Origin of the sequence: Sphingomonas hylomeconis (assembly GCF_025370105.1) — a bacterium.
Classification (GTDB): domain Bacteria; phylum Pseudomonadota; class Alphaproteobacteria; order Sphingomonadales; family Sphingomonadaceae; genus Sphingomonas; species Sphingomonas hylomeconis.
In genome coordinates this window covers 46762-59952 of the sequence record NZ_JANQBK010000001.1, presented here as the reverse complement: position 1 = coordinate 59952, position 13191 = coordinate 46762, and the positions used below count along the sequence as shown (strand labels likewise).

17 protein-coding genes are annotated in these 13191 nt (G+C 67.3%); 7 read left to right on the top strand and 10 right to left on the bottom strand.

Features of this window, described 5'->3' with window-relative positions:
* Positions 1 to 189: 189 nt before the first annotated feature.
* The 7 genes from NV401_RS00305 to NV401_RS00275 form a co-directional block, all read right to left on the bottom strand.
* Positions 190 to 1605: a UDP-N-acetylmuramoyl-L-alanyl-D-glutamate--2,6-diaminopimelate ligase gene (locus tag NV401_RS00305; protein WP_261292387.1), complete on the bottom strand. Its 1416-nt coding sequence runs from the start codon at positions 1603 to 1605 to the stop codon at positions 190 to 192.
* A 10-nt stretch (positions 1606 to 1615) separates the two neighbouring features.
* Positions 1616 to 3346, bottom strand: a complete 1731-nt coding sequence (locus NV401_RS00300; protein WP_380817243.1) for a peptidoglycan D,D-transpeptidase FtsI family protein — start codon at positions 3344 to 3346, stop codon at positions 1616 to 1618.
* Entirely contained in the window at positions 3343 to 3924 is a 582-nt protein-coding gene (locus NV401_RS00295; protein ID WP_261292385.1) for a hypothetical protein, read from the bottom strand. Before NV401_RS00295 ends, NV401_RS00300 begins: the two co-directional genes overlap by 4 nt.
* Positions 3921 to 4928 carry a 16S rRNA (cytosine(1402)-N(4))-methyltransferase RsmH gene (rsmH, locus tag NV401_RS00290; protein WP_380817245.1) on the bottom strand — a complete coding sequence of 336 codons (1008 nt, stop codon included), beginning with the start codon at positions 4926 to 4928 and terminating at the stop codon, positions 3921 to 3923. Before rsmH ends, NV401_RS00295 begins: the two co-directional genes overlap by 4 nt.
* Complete coding sequence (locus NV401_RS00285; RefSeq protein ID WP_261292384.1) at positions 4925 to 5422, bottom strand: division/cell wall cluster transcriptional repressor MraZ; 498 nt, start codon at positions 5420 to 5422, stop codon at positions 4925 to 4927. Before NV401_RS00285 ends, rsmH begins: the two co-directional genes overlap by 4 nt.
* A gap of 337 nt (positions 5423 to 5759) precedes the next feature.
* Positions 5760 to 6062: a hypothetical protein gene (locus NV401_RS00280; RefSeq protein WP_261292383.1), complete on the bottom strand. Its 303-nt coding sequence runs from the start codon at positions 6060 to 6062 to the stop codon at positions 5760 to 5762.
* 50 nt (positions 6063 to 6112) lie between these two features.
* The gene (locus tag NV401_RS00275; protein WP_261292382.1) at positions 6113 to 7105 is read right to left on the bottom strand and encodes a cysteine synthase A; all 993 of its coding nucleotides are present in this window, start codon (positions 7103 to 7105) and stop codon (positions 6113 to 6115) included.
* Positions 7106 to 7203: 98 nt separating this feature from the next.
* On the opposite strand from NV401_RS00275, the gene NV401_RS00270 reads away from it, so the two are divergent.
* Positions 7204 to 7476 carry a type II toxin-antitoxin system VapB family antitoxin gene (locus NV401_RS00270; protein ID WP_261292381.1) on the top strand — a complete coding sequence of 91 codons (273 nt, stop codon included), beginning with the start codon at positions 7204 to 7206 and terminating at the stop codon, positions 7474 to 7476.
* A complete protein-coding gene (locus NV401_RS00265) occupies positions 7473 to 7907 on the top strand; it encodes a type II toxin-antitoxin system VapC family toxin (protein WP_261292380.1) in 435 nt (144 codons plus the stop codon). Before NV401_RS00270 ends, NV401_RS00265 begins: the two co-directional genes overlap by 4 nt.
* Here the strand turns inward: NV401_RS00265 and NV401_RS00260 are convergent.
* Positions 7861 to 8031, bottom strand: coding sequence for a DUF962 domain-containing protein (locus tag NV401_RS00260; protein WP_315368969.1), 171 nt, complete (start codon positions 8029 to 8031; stop codon positions 7861 to 7863). The genes NV401_RS00265 and NV401_RS00260 overlap by 47 nt on opposite strands.
* Positions 8032 to 8130: 99 nt before the next feature.
* Here NV401_RS00260 and NV401_RS00255 point away from each other — a divergent pair, with 99 nt between their 5' ends.
* From NV401_RS00255 to NV401_RS00245, 3 genes are read left to right on the top strand one after another with little or no spacing between them, the layout of a single operon-like run.
* Entirely contained in the window at positions 8131 to 8637 is a 507-nt protein-coding gene (locus NV401_RS00255) for a DUF1993 domain-containing protein (RefSeq protein WP_261292379.1), read from the top strand.
* Between the two features lie 6 nt (positions 8638 to 8643).
* The gene (locus NV401_RS00250) at positions 8644 to 9138 is read left to right on the top strand and encodes a DNA-deoxyinosine glycosylase (protein ID WP_261292378.1); all 495 of its coding nucleotides are present in this window, start codon (positions 8644 to 8646) and stop codon (positions 9136 to 9138) included.
* Between the two features lie 59 nt (positions 9139 to 9197).
* A complete protein-coding gene (locus NV401_RS00245; RefSeq protein ID WP_261292377.1) occupies positions 9198 to 9536 on the top strand; it encodes a hypothetical protein in 339 nt (112 codons plus the stop codon).
* Positions 9537 to 9545: 9 nt separating this feature from the next.
* Here NV401_RS00245 and NV401_RS00240 read toward each other — a convergent pair whose 3' ends face one another.
* Positions 9546 to 9947 carry an acyl-CoA thioesterase gene (locus NV401_RS00240; protein WP_261292376.1) on the bottom strand — a complete coding sequence of 134 codons (402 nt, stop codon included), beginning with the start codon at positions 9945 to 9947 and terminating at the stop codon, positions 9546 to 9548.
* Between the two features lie 115 nt (positions 9948 to 10062).
* Here NV401_RS00240 and NV401_RS00235 point away from each other — a divergent pair, with 115 nt between their 5' ends.
* Positions 10063 to 11457, top strand: a complete 1395-nt coding sequence (locus tag NV401_RS00235; protein ID WP_261292375.1) for a Y-family DNA polymerase — start codon at positions 10063 to 10065, stop codon at positions 11455 to 11457.
* Positions 11458 to 11565: 108 nt separating this feature from the next.
* Complete coding sequence (locus NV401_RS00230) at positions 11566 to 11952, top strand: hypothetical protein (RefSeq protein WP_261292374.1); 387 nt, start codon at positions 11566 to 11568, stop codon at positions 11950 to 11952.
* 62 nt (positions 11953 to 12014) lie between these two features.
* Here the strand turns inward: NV401_RS00230 and NV401_RS00225 are convergent, their stop codons facing one another.
* Positions 12015 to 13031: a glycoside hydrolase family 43 protein gene (locus NV401_RS00225; protein WP_261292373.1), complete on the bottom strand. Its 1017-nt coding sequence runs from the start codon at positions 13029 to 13031 to the stop codon at positions 12015 to 12017.
* Between the last annotated feature and the right edge of the window lie 160 nt (positions 13032 to 13191).

Sequence of the window (13191 nt, the reverse complement as noted above, 5' to 3'; positions counted from 1 at the left end):
CCGCTTGCGGGAGGGGTTGGGGGAGGGCCTGTCCGGAGAAGACGCCATGTGTAGACACGCACTCCCCTAACCCAGATTGAGGTGAACGATGCCCCGCATCGTTCAGGTCATGCCGGGGGCATGACCGACCTCGAACTCGCAAGCGGGAGGGGGACTTAAGAGAGCGCGAGGCGAGGCCAACAAACACACTCACGCCGCCATCTCCCGCGCCACGGTCACGTCGTCGAACGGCAGCACCAGATCGCCGACGATCTGCCCCTGCTCATGCCCCTTGCCGGCGACCAGCACGATGTCCTCCGCGCCCGCCATGGCGATCGCCGCGCCGATCGCCTCGCGCCGCGATCCGATCTCGCGCGCGCCCGGCGCGCCGTCCAGCACCATCGCGCGGATCGCCGCGGCGTCCTCGCCGCGCGGATTGTCGTCGGTCACGATCACCATGTCGGCCATCGCCGCGGCGATCGCGCCCATCGCCGCGCGCTTGCCCTGGTCGCGATCGCCGCCCGCACCGAACACCACGATCAGCCGGCCTTTGGCGTGCGGCGCCAGCGCGGCGATCGCCGCCTCCAGCGCGTCGGGCGTATGCGCGTAATCGACATAGACCGGCGCGCCGCTGCGCGCGATCACGGCTCGCTCCAGCCGCCCGCGCACCGGTTGCAGCCGCGCGAGGCTCGCCAGCGTCGTCGCGACAGTGCCGCCGGTGGCGATTACCAGACCGGCCGAAACCAGCGCGTTGGCCGCCTGGTAGGCGCCGATCAGCGGCAGGTTGACCTTGAACGTCCTGCCCTCGGCCTCGATCACCAGCCCCTGGCCGAGCAACGTCGGATCGCGCGACACCAGCTTGAGCGTCTCACCCTCGGTGCCGACCGAGATCACGCGCACGCCGCGCGCCCGGGCGATGTCCGTCACCTGCGCCGACCAGGGATCGTCCGCCCAGATCACCGCCGCGCCGTGCGGCTCGACGACCTCGGAGAACAGCCGCATCTTGGCCTCGAAATAGGCCTCCATCGTGCCGTGATAATCGAGATGGTCGCGGCTCAGATTGGTGAACGCCGCCGCGCGCACCGGCAGGCCTTCGGTGCGATATTGCGACAGGCCGTGGCTCGATGCCTCGAACGCGACATGGCTCACCCCTTCGCGCGCCAGCCCCGCCATGTTCGACAGGAACGTCACCACGTCCGGCGTGGTCAGCCCGGTCGAGACGCGGTCGTCGCCGGTGGTGACGCCGAGCGTCCCGATCGACGCGGCATGGAAGCCGTCCATGCGCCACAATTGCCGTGTCATCTCGACGCACGATGTCTTGCCGTTGGTCCCAGTCACCGCGACTGCCACGGCGGGAAAGGGCGCGAAGAAGCGTGCCGCCAGCTGGGCGAAGCGCGCCCGCGGATTGGCGTCGGCGATATGCACTGCGCCTTCCACCCGCGCCTCGGGCCGCGCGACCACGGCGATCGCCCCGGCCTGCACCGCGGCGACGATATAATCCTCGCCATTCACCCGCGCGCCGGCGAACGCGCCGAACACGGTGCCTTCGGCCACCTTGCGATGATCGATCGCGAAGCCGCTGACCGTGGCCTGCTCGTCGCCGCCGGTCAGCGTGCCAAGCTTCATTGCGCGATCCTCATTCTGCGTCGGCCGGGGTTTCGCCCGGCGCATGCCACAATAAGGGCAGCAATTCCGAAACGTCCACATCGCGCGCGTTGTCCGGCATCACGCCGAGCATCGCGCCGGTCCGGCTGATCACTCGGCTGACCACCGGGGCGGCGGTATAGGCGGCGGTGGTCTGGAACGAATTTTCCTTCACCCGCTTGGGGCTGTCCATCATCGCGATCACCACATAGCGCGGGCTGTCCATCGGGAAGGCAGCGGCGAAGGTCGAGACGTTGGCGTTCTTGAGATAGCCACCGCCGCCCGCCACTTCGGCGGTGCCGGTCTTGCCGCCGACGCGGTAGCCCGGTGCCTCGGCCATCCGTCCGGTGCCCTGCGTCACGATCAGCCGCAGCAGCTGCCGCATCCGCGCGCTGGTCGAGGGCGAGAGCACGCGACGGCCCTTTGCCGCCTGGCCCGGCGCCACGCGCAGCAGCGTCGTCGGGCGCCAGATCCCGCCATTGACCAGCGTCGCATAGGCATTGGCGAGATGCAGCGGCGTGACCGCGATGCCGTGCCCGTAAGCGGTGGTCATCACCGTGGTGCGCGCCCAGTATTTCGGCCAGATCGGCTTCTGCTTCTCGCGCAGCTCGATATCGGGCTTGGTGCCGAAGCCGAGCTTGGTGAACATCGCCGACAGCCGGTCCTTGCCTATCTGGTCGGCGATCCGCGCGGTGGCGATGTTCGACGAATGGATCAGCGTCTCGGGGATGTTGAGATAGCGCTTCTGCGCGTGATCGTCATGGATCGTGAAGCCGCCGACATGCAGCGCCTGCGTGGCATCGAAGCGCTTCGCCATGCTGGTCACCACGCCGGTCTCGATCGCCGTCGCCATGGTGATCGGCTTGAACGCCGAGCCCAGCTCGTACACGCTCTGCGTCACGTTGTTGCGCAGCGATTCGCTGTTCGCGGTGCCGACCTTGTTGGGGTTGAACACCGGCAGCGAGGCCATCGCGATCACTTCGCCGGTATTCACGTCCAGCACCACACCGGTCGCGCCGCGCGCCTGATAGGCGTTCATCGCCGCGCCGAGCTCGCTCTCCATCGCCGCCTGCACGCGATAGTCGATCGACAGGGTCAGCGGCGATGCGCGATCGATCGGATTGGCCAGCCGCTCGTCGAACGCGCGCTCGATCCCGCTCGCGCCGGCCAGCCGCCCGGCCGCCGCGTCGGGGCTGAGGAAGCCGAGCACGTGCGCGGCGAGCGTGGTCTGCGGATAGAGCCGCTCGGGCTCCTTCTCGAACACCACGGCCGGTTCGCCCAGCGCGTTGACCGCGGTGACCAGCGAGGGCGAGGCATGATGCTCTAGGAAGGTGAACGAGGAGGTCATCGTCAGCCGTTCGTAGAACCACGCCTCGTCATGCGTCGGGATCAGCGCCGCCAGCTTGGCTGCCAGCTCGTTCTTGTCGCCCAGCACCTTGCGGGGATGCACGCCGATGCCCCAGGCCTCGATCGTCCGCGCCAGCGGCTCGCCGTTGCGATCGACGATATCGCCGCGCGACCAGCTGGCGCTGAGGATCGCCGCGCGCGCCGTCGCCGGATCGGCCGAGATCGCCAGCACCGCCAGGCGGATCAGGACGACCGCGATCGCCGCAGTGAACAACAGCAGCAGGATCATCAGGCGCATGTGCGCCGTCTGGATCAGCACATGGCGCTGCGCCGTCGGTCGCCGATGCGGCATGGGACGGGCGAGCGCGATGCTCACCGCAAGCGGCCTGCTTCCCGGCTGGCGCCGCTGGTCAGATCACCGATCATCGAATCGCTCAGCAGTTTGCGATCGAGCATCGCCACGGTCTGCGCCTTGCGCTGCACGGCGGCCGTCTTGACCGGCGCCGCGGCGATCGCGGCGGCGGGCTGCGGCTTGGCGCTGGCCACGGCGACGCTGACCACGGCCGGCGCGGCGGTCGCCAGCGGCACGGCGGCGGCGCTGTTATGCTGCGGCACGATCAGCGCGGCGGTCTGCACCGTGGCGCCGCCGGTGCCGAGTGGATGATTGAAGTCGAGCGATGCGAGCTGCGCCTCGTCGGTGACATATTGCCCGGCGACGGGTGCTGCCAGGCGCAGCGTCTCGCCGTTCCACTTTTCTAACTGCGCGATGTTCGAGCGCGTCTCGAACTCGGTTTCCAGCGCGCGGATGTCGCGATTGGCCTGCGCGATCTCGCGCGTCGTGGCGTCGAGCTTCTTGCGCTCGGCGGCGACGTGCAGCGGCACGATCAGCACGCCGAGTGCGACCACCACGCCGATGCCGAACCAGGCCAGCATCTTCCACACGAACGCCATCATTCCGAAAATCCCTTGCTCGTGGTCGTGTTGCTTGGCGCAGCGCCCCAGGCGGCCGCCGCCGTCCGGGTCGCCACGCGTAATGTCGCCGATCGCGCCCGCGGGTTGCGCGCAATCTCTTCCTCGCCGGCGCGCACCGCGCGACCGACCGCCTCGAAGCTCGGCGCGTTCTTGGCCTTCACTTCGGGCAGGTGGCGCGATCCCGAGGGCAGGCCGCCGCTGCGTTCGCGCAGGAAGCGCTTGACCAGCCGGTCCTCGCCCGAATGGAAGGTGATCACCGCCAGCGTCCCGCCCGGCTTGAGCACGCGCTCGGCCGCCGCCAGCCCGTCCTCGAGCTCGCCGAGTTCGCGATTGACCTCGATGCGCAGCGCCTGGAACGTGCGCGTCGCCGGATCCTTCTTGTCGTGCGGCTTGTAGCCCAGCGCGCGACGCACGATCCGGGCGAGCTCGCCCGTCCGCGTGATCGGCCGTGCCGCGACGATGAACTGCGCCACGCGGCGCGAGCGCGGCTCGTCGCCGAATTCGTACAGCACGTCGGCGATCCGCGCCTCGTCCGCGGTGTTGACGAAATCGGCCGCGCTCTGCCCTTCCTGGCTCATCCGCATGTCGAGCGGACCGTCGGCCTGGAAGCTGAATCCGCGCTCCGGCTGGTCGAGCTGCATCGAGGACACGCCGATATCCATCGTCACGCCGTCGACCGGCACGACGCCGAGCGCCGACAGTTCGGCTTCCATCGCCGAGAAGGTCGCCGGCACCAGCGTCAGCGCGTCCCGCTCAGCTTCCAGCGCGCGGCCGGCGGCGATCGCATCCGGATCGCGGTCGAACGCCAGCACGCGCGCGCCGGCCGCCAGCATCGCGCGGGTGTAACCACCGGCGCCGAACGTCGCATCGACCTGCACGTCGCCGGGGGCAATGGCGAGCGCGGCGAGGACTTCGGCGAGCAGCACGGGCACGTGCGGCGCGTCGGCGATGGGTGGGGCGATGGGCGGGGCGATCGGCAGCGTCACAGCGCGATCCCCTTCTGCTGGCAGTGGAAGCGCGCGCAATCCTTCATCACTTCGGCGACGTCGGATTCGATCAAAGTGCGCGGATCCCAGATCTCGAAACACTCGAACGTGCCGTAGAAAAAGGCATTGGCGCCGATCTTGGCGCGGAAGCGCGCGAAGGCGGGCATGATGAAGCGCCCGCTGCCGTCGAACGGCACCGGCTCGCCCTGCACGATCTCGCGCAGGATGTTCGGGTTATGCGTGCCATGCTTGGCGAGATATGCCGCCTGCAGCTGCGCGGCGAGCGCCTTGAGCTCGGTGCGATAGCGTTCGTCATAGCCGATCAGGCACGGGCTGCTGCGATGCGCGCCGATGATGACGCTGCCGCCGTCCTTGCCATCGGCGCGCGGGCTGTTGGCGGCGAGCGCCGCACGGAGGGACGCAGGGATGGCGCACCGGCCCTTGTCATCGACAAGACCGATACCCTCACCCTGATAGTCCACCCTGTCGATCACGCTTACCCCATGTCAGTCGGGCATGACTTCTCCGGTCCCGGAAACGATGCTGAATCGCTTCCCGGCTCCTGACTGGTGCAGGCGAAAGAGTATGCCCCTCAATAAGATACGCGTTATCGCGGGCGGGCCGGGGATTCAAGGGGAAACCAGGGGAGATCCGGGGACGGCCGCCTATGCGTTTGGATTCGCGGCCGAAAATTTATCAGCCATTCCAGCATGTTCCGCTTGTGTTCACGGTAGAAAATGATGGAATCGGTGCGCGGGGTGCCTGATCCCCGCGGCCACCCGATCTTTCCCCGATTATCCCCGCAGCGTCCCGCACGCGCGGTATCGCGCGTCAGCGCGGCGGTTGATCCGGGGTCGCGGCGGCGACGTTCTCGGTTGCGGTGCTCGGCGTCACACCGAGATCGGCGAGCGGCTCGCTGCCGTCGCCCAGCCCGGCCAGGCCGTTGCCCATCGTCAGATTGGCGACGACATCGGCGCGCGATCCGCCCGACACGGCGCGCTCGCGGCTCGCGGTCGAGAAGATCGCCGCGGCCAGCCCGATCAGCAGCAGCACGGCGGCAAGGCCGATCATGCCGACGCGTACGCGTTGCGTCGTCTGGGCTGAATCGTTCGCGGGATTGCTGGTTTTCATCATGCCTGTGGCAGAAATGTACCAGAAACGCTTCGTCGTGTCGATGCCACCGCTCACCCCCGGGCAAGCCAGGCCGGAACCGGCAATCCTTTCGCCTCCAGCCACTCGCGATTGTACAGCGTTGAAAGGTAGCGGAATCCCGTATCGCACAGGATCGTGGCAATGCGCTTGCCCGGCCCCAGATGCCGCGCCAGCCGCACCGCGCCGGCAACGTTGATGCCCGATGACAGGCCCAGGCACAGCCCTTCCTCGGCCAGCAGCCGCTCGACCCATTCCATCCCTTCGGCATCCGAAATGCGGAATTGCGTATCGATCGGCGCGCCCTCCAGATTGGCGGTGATGCGCCCCTGCCCGATCCCCTCGGCAACCGACGAGCCCTCGGACTTCAATTCGCCGTGGGCATAATATTCGTACAGCGCCGCGCCATGCGGATCGCTGAGCGCGATGCACACCTGCTCGTCCTTGGCTTTCAGCCCCAGCCCGACGCCCGCGATCGTCCCGCCGGTCCCCGCCGCGCAGGTGAAGCCATCGATCCGGCCGTCCATCTGCGCCCAGATTTCCTCCGCCATGCCCGTGATATGCCCGCGGCGATTGGCGATATTGTCGAACTGGTTGGCCCAGATCGCGTTCGGCGTCTCCTCGGCGATGCGGCGCGACGTGTGCACGAAATGCCCGGGGTTGGAATAAGGCGCGGCCGGCACCAGCACGAGTTCCGCGCCCAGCGCGCGCAGCGTGTCCATCTTCTCGCGGCTCTGCGTCTCGGGCATGACGATGATCGTCTTATAGCCCTTGGCGTTGGCGACCAGCGCGAGCCCGATCCCGGTATTGCCCGCCGTCCCCTCGACGATCGTCCCACCGGGCTGAATCGTCCCGCGCGTCTCGGCATCCTCGACGATCGCCAGCGCCGCGCGATCCTTGACCGACGCGCCGGGATTGGCGAACTCGCATTTGGCGAAGATGTCGCAGCCGGTGGCCTCGCTCGGCCCCTTGAGCCGCACCAGCGGCGTATTTCCAATCAGAGCGAGCGTGTCGGGTGTTGTGTGCATCGCCCCTAAATAGGCGATGCGCCGCGTCCGGCAATCCACCCAATTTTGGCTGCGCCCAATTCGGGCTTGTGGTATAAACCTTCCCCTGGAGGTAGATCATGGGCGTACAGCTCAACATCAAGGATCCCGAAACCGTTCGTCTCGCACGCAAACTGGCCGAAAAGCTCGGCGGTTCGGTAACAGCCGCGATCCGTATCGCCGTGGAAGATAAAATGGCCTCGATCGACAAGAGCGAAGCAAGACCGACGATCGAGCAGACCATGGAACTGATCAGCGGTCTTCGAGGTCATTGGAAGCCGGAATTTGACGGGCAGGAATTGTCGCTGACGTACAAGGATCTGCTGTACGATGATCGCGGCCTGCCGAAGTGATCCTCGATACGTCGGCCGTCATCGCCATCCTGCGAAACGAACCCGAAGCCCGTCCCTTTGTCGAAGCGATGTTAGCCGCAGAAACGCTATGGCTGTCCGCGGGCAGCTGGCTGGAACTCACGGCCGTCACCACGCGCGCTGCCGACAAGCATATCGGCGATGCGGCTGATCTCTTGCTCGAACGCTTTGGCGTGGTGATCCAGGATGTGACGAAGGAGATTGCCGTCGTCGCCCGCGATGGGTATCGCAGCTATGGTCGCGGCACCGGACACGCCGCCAAGCTCAATTTCGGCGATTGCTTCGCCTATGCGCTCGCCAAGGTGACCGGCGAGCCGCTGCTCTTCAAGGGTGACGATTTCACCCATACCGATATCGTGCCGGCGCTCACGCCACCCCCGCCACGCGCAGATCCGGCCCCGGCCGCCCGCTGAGCCACGGGCAATACATTCGGTAATCGCTGATCGGCGACCACCGGGGATACGTGAAGATCGCCGGGCGGTTCCTCTCCACCCCGAAATGCGCCGCCCAGGCAAAGCCAGCGCCGGAACGCGGCATAGGTGGTGTTCGTCGCCATGGCGCCGATGCTATCTGGCCGCCGGCCGTTGCAAGCCCGCGGTGCCGCCCCATCTACAGCGTGTAGCAGGGGACATGACCATGGCGACCGACCTTTACGACCTTACCGTCCCCTCGCTGCTCCGCGGCCTTTCCGCCATGTCCGCTTTCCTTGCCAAGGCCGAGGGCTGGGCCGCCGAGACCGGCACCGATCCGGGCGACCTGCTGACCGCCCGGCTCTATCCCGACATGGCGCCGCTCTCCGCGCAGATTCAGCGCGCCAGCGACAGTGCCAAGGGCGCCGCGGTGCGCATCGGCGGGATCGAGAATGTCGCGATGGCCGATGAAGAAGTGACCTTTGCCGATCTCCAAGCGCGCATCGCGCGCACGGTCGCGTTCCTTGAGGCGGTGCCGGCCGATGCGATGAACGGCCAGGAAGCCCGGCCGGTCACGCTGGTCACGCCGGGCCGCTCGGTCGCGTTTACCGGCATCGGCTTCGCGCTCGAATTCGTCCTGCCCAATTTCTATTTCCACCTCACCACGGCCTATGCGATCCTGCGCATGAAGGGCGTGCCGCTTGGCAAGCTGGACTATCTCGGCGCCGCCTGACACCCCGTGAAGGTCAAGCGCAGCTTCCCGCCGGTCGTCGATGCCGATACCCGGCTGCTCGTGCTCGGCAGCCTGCCGGGCGACGCGTCGCTCGCCGCCGCGCGCTATTATGCGCATCCACAGAACCAGTTCTGGCGGCTGATGGCAGCGGTGGTCGATGTCGATCTGCCCGCTCTGCCCTACGACGATCGCCTGACCGCGCTGCGCGCAGCCCGGGTCGGCTTGTGGGATGTCGTGGCCAGCGCCACGCGCCCCGGCAGTACCGACGCGGCGATCCGCGATCTCGTCGGTAACGATCTGCCCGGTCTGGTCGCCACGCTGCCCGGCCTCGCGGCGATCGCCTTCAACGGCGCCACTGCCTATCGCCACGGCGTGCGTCAGCTTGCCGGCCATGATCTCCGGCTGATTCCGCTGCCGTCGAGCAGCCCGCTGCACACGATCGGCCTGGCCGCCAAGCGCGCCGCCTGGATCGCGCTGCGCGATGTGCTGCGCGCCCCTTGAAGCGGTCCGGCGCGATAGGCTAGGCGCGAGATCACGCCGGCCGCCCGAGAGGATATCGCATGAAGCATCCGCTGCTGATCGCCAGCTTGCTGCTGGCCACCATCCCGCTCGGCGGCTGTGTCGCTGGCATGGCCGTTGGCGCTGTCGACATGGCCGTGCGCGGCGCGCGCGGGAAACCGGAAAACAATGCGGCACTACTTCCCACTGCGGTGCAGGCGTGCAGCGCGCGCGCCGCGCCGTATGGCACGGTCAAGGTGATCGATAAGCAGCAGGTGAGCATCGATCGCATCAAGGTATGGGGCACGGCCGACAACGGCACCACGCGCCATTCGTTCGAATGCACCTATGGCAAGAAGATCACCAGCTTTAAGCTGCGGGCGCTTCCCGCAGCGCGCTGAGCCGGCGGCTCAGTCCTTGCTGAAGAACAGATCCGCCACGCTCTGCGCGATCCGCGCCGGGCGATGCGTGGTGGCATCGACGCAGCACCAGCTCGATTGCACTTCGGCCAGCACTTCCTCGCCGCGCTTGATGATCGTCTGGTAGAAGGCGCGTGCGCCCTGCACCTTCTCGAGCAATACGGTGGCGATCACCTCGTCGTCGAGAAAGGTCGGCTTGCGATAGGTGATCTCGTGCTTCAGCGCGACCCACAGGTTCGCCGCGATCGCCTCGGCCGGCGCGAAGCGCTGCCAGTGGCTGACCACCGCGTCCTGCACCCACTTCAGGTAGGACGCGTTGTTGACGTGACCCATGAAGTCGATGTCGGCGGGGTCGATCCCGATCGGGAAGCTATGGGGGATGGCTGTACTCACTCGCGCTCCATAGCAGCAAAGACATTACTGCGCGATGACTTTCGCATTTCCGATTGGTGACAGGCCGCCCGGATCGCCGCTGTCCTACCCGGCGATGTTCTGCTATTGTTCCACGATGGCCCTGTCAGTCGAGTCGCGCGCCGTCAGCATCGCGGGGGATCCCGCCGCGTCCCCGCGCGCGCACGCGAATCCGTGCGACTTTCGCGACTTTCCGGCACACGCACACGCCTTCCCGCCCCGCCCGCTGCGCTGGCTGTTTCTCGATCTCAATTCCTATTTCGCCAGCGTCGAACAGCAATTGAACCCGGCCTTGCGCGGCAAGCCGATTCTCGTTGCGCCGGTCGATAGCGACACCACCGTGGCGATCGCCGCCAGCATCGAGGCCAAGCGCTACGGCATCTCGACCGGCACGCCCGTCTGGGAAGCCAGGCGGCTGTGCCGCGATCTGATCGTCACGCCCGCCCGCCACGAACAATATGTCATCTTCCACGATGCGATCATCGCCGAAATCTGGCGGCACATCCCGATCACCAAGGTCTGCTCGATCGACGAGGTCGCCTGCCGCCTGCTCGATAACGAGAACAGTCACGAAGCTGCGACCGCGCTCGCGCACCGCATCAAGGCCGGGATCCGCGCCAATGTCGGCGAATGCCTCACCTCCTCGGTCGGCATCGCGCCCAATCGCCTGCTCGCCAAGCTCGCCTCGGACATGCAGAAGCCGGACGGGCTGGTCGTGCTCCATGCCGAAACGCTGCCGCAGCGGCTGTACGATCTGCCGCTGCGCGACATTTCGGGCATTGGCGCCAAGATGGAGCGGCGGCTGGCGCAAGACGGCATCAACGACATCCGGCAATATTGCGAACGCCGTCCGCGCGATGCCGGCAGCGCCTGGGGCGGCACCAACGGCGATCGGCTCTGGTATCTGCTGCACGGCGTCGATCTGCCGGAAAAGGCCACGCAAAGCCGCAGCATCGGCCACAGCCACGTCCTCTCGCCGGGCAAGCGCGGGCTCGAGCCGGTCCGGCTCACCGCGCGCCGCCTGGCGCTCAAGGCGGCCAGTCGATTGCGGCGGAAAGCCTATCGCAGCCGCCTGCTCGTGCTCCATGCGCGCTTCGAGAATGACAAATCGACCTGGCGCGCGAGCCGCAAACTGTCTTCGACGCAGGATAGTTTCGCCGTTCTCGCCGCGCTGGATACGCTGTTTCCGCAGCTCGTCGCCGCCGGCCGGGCGCGCCCGGGCGATTTCCAGATCCGCATGATCGGCGTCACGCTCGCCGAGATCGAGCCGGTCGGTGCAGAACAGGCGTCGCTGTTCGGCCTGCTCGATCCCGATGATCCGCTCGCACGCGAAACGCGCACCCTGTCGCTCAGCCGCGCGATGGACCGGATCAACGAAAAGTTCGGGCGCAATGCCGTCAGCCTCGGGCCGCAGGCCGGCGGCCGTATCGATCGGGTCGGCACCAAGATCGCGTTCGGGCGCATTCCCGATCTGGACGAGTTCCACGAATGACCTGCCAAGCAACAAACTGTAACAATTGCTGCGACGCACACAGCCCAACGCACCGTTTCCCCGCGGTCACTTGACGTTTTCCTTCGCGTGCGCGAAGCAGCCCCCGCCATGAAGAAACTGCTCCCCAGCATCGTCGCTGTCTCGCTCCTGGCGTTGACGGCTTGTAACAGCAACAAGGATCCGGAGGTCGTGTCGAGCGTGTCGGAAGACCCGCAGGCGGCCGAGATCGCCAACCGCGCGCCGGTCGAGCTGCCGCCGTCGATCAAGGCCGAGAAGTCGATGCGCTGCCAGCCGGGCAACGCGCTGTTCTTCGTCACCTTCTTCAACGGCGACAAGCAGGCGCTGGTCCGCACCGAGAAGACCGGCCCCGCTACCAAGCTGACCGCGGTCACCGCCGGCGACCCGCTGACCGGCGAAGGCTGGACGCTTACCGGCACGCCGACCAGCGCCAAGATCACGCAGCCGGGCAAGGGCGAGTTCACCTGCAAGGGTTGAGCGCCAACGCCTGACCGAAACAACGGCCGGCGGAGCGATCCGCCGGCCTTTTTCGTGCCGCGTCAGGGCGTCGGCGTGCGATTGGCAGGCCGCGCCAATAGCGGCCGCCCCGCCCGGTCGAACGTGACACGCTGGATATGCGGCGCGCGGCGGGCGCCGCATTTCATCCCCGGCCCGGGATTGGCGTGATAGACGATCCACGCGCTGCCATCCCCCGCCTCGAAGAAGCCGTTATGCCCCGGCGCGTAGATCCCGGCCGCCGGCGCTTTCGCCAGCACGGGCCCGGGCAGCTTGGTCCAGGTCGCGGCGTCGAGCGGATCGCCGCCCGGCTTCGCCTGCAGCATCCCCAGCGCATAATCATCCGACCAGCACGCGCTGCCGGAATAGCTCATGAACAATTGCCCGCTGGGCCCGCGCAGCACGGCCGGCCCCTCCAGGATCTGTCGCCCGCCCTGCCGCTCCCACGGCTGGTCGGGCCGCGCGATGATCGTCTCCGGGCCGCTCAGCGTCCAGGGATCGCGCATCGCCACGATCGCCAGGTCGCTGTCGCTGCCGACATAAGGCGAATAGGCGAAATACAGCTTGCCGCGATCGACGAACACCGTGCCGTCGATCCCGGTATGCGCCGTTGCCAGCCGACCCCGATCGACCCAGGTCCCCGCGAGCGGATCGTCGCCGGCATTCTCCAGCACGAAGATGCCGCGATGCGCATCGTCATCATGCCCCGCCGCCGCGGCGGTATAATAAATATACCATTTGCCCTCGATGCGATGCAGCTCCGGCGCCCAGATCGACTGCGCATTGGCGCCGCCCGACGGTCGCCACACCACCACTTCCGGCGCCGCGGCGAGCTTGCCCAGATCGCGGGTGGCGCGGATTGCCAGCCGGTCGCCCAGCGTGTTCATATAGTAATAGGTCCTGCCGTGCCGGACGATCCACGGGTCTGCGCCCGACGGCAGGATCGGATTAGCGATCGCGGGGCCCGCATGCTCGCGCGGCGCAGCGGCCGCGCACGGCGGCGTCGCTCCCAGCAGCAGCGTCACCGCCGCCAGTAAATACGACTGTCCAACTAAGTTCATGCTGTCTCCTGACCTTTCGTCCGTCGTCGGGCGGGGCGACGATGCGGCCCACTGATCTGCGGCAATGCCACCGTTGGCCGCGATTCATCTAATGTTTAGCGAATGCGCCATATCCTCGTGTCGGGCGATCGGGGGGCAAATTCTGTGTCGAAGACAAACT

What these genes read in the sequence shown, in the direction of transcription:
- NV401_RS00230 (WP_261292374.1), top strand. Translation starts at nt 11,566, where the DNA reads ATGAAGAAACTGCTCCCCAGCATCGTCGCTGTCTCGCTCCTGGCGTTG.
- NV401_RS00225 (WP_261292373.1), bottom strand. Translation starts at nt 13,031, where the DNA reads ATGAACTTAGTTGGACAGTCGTATTTACTGGCGGCGGTGACGCTGCTG.
- NV401_RS00295 (WP_261292385.1), bottom strand. Translation starts at nt 3,924, where the DNA reads ATGATGGCGTTCGTGTGGAAGATGCTGGCCTGGTTCGGCATCGGCGTG.
- NV401_RS00235 (WP_261292375.1), top strand. Translation starts at nt 10,063, where the DNA reads ATGGCCCTGTCAGTCGAGTCGCGCGCCGTCAGCATCGCGGGGGATCCC.
- NV401_RS00280 (WP_261292383.1), bottom strand. Translation starts at nt 6,062, where the DNA reads ATGATGAAAACCAGCAATCCCGCGAACGATTCAGCCCAGACGACGCAA.
- NV401_RS00255 (WP_261292379.1), top strand. Translation starts at nt 8,131, where the DNA reads ATGGCGACCGACCTTTACGACCTTACCGTCCCCTCGCTGCTCCGCGGC.
- NV401_RS00275 (WP_261292382.1), bottom strand. Translation starts at nt 7,105, where the DNA reads ATGCACACAACACCCGACACGCTCGCTCTGATTGGAAATACGCCGCTG.
- NV401_RS00260 (WP_315368969.1), bottom strand. Translation starts at nt 8,031, where the DNA reads ATGCCGCGTTCCGGCGCTGGCTTTGCCTGGGCGGCGCATTTCGGGGTG.
- NV401_RS00245 (WP_261292377.1), top strand. Translation starts at nt 9,198, where the DNA reads ATGAAGCATCCGCTGCTGATCGCCAGCTTGCTGCTGGCCACCATCCCG.
- NV401_RS00305 (WP_261292387.1), bottom strand. Translation starts at nt 1,605, where the DNA reads ATGAAGCTTGGCACGCTGACCGGCGGCGACGAGCAGGCCACGGTCAGC.
- NV401_RS00270 (WP_261292381.1), top strand. Translation starts at nt 7,204, where the DNA reads ATGGGCGTACAGCTCAACATCAAGGATCCCGAAACCGTTCGTCTCGCA.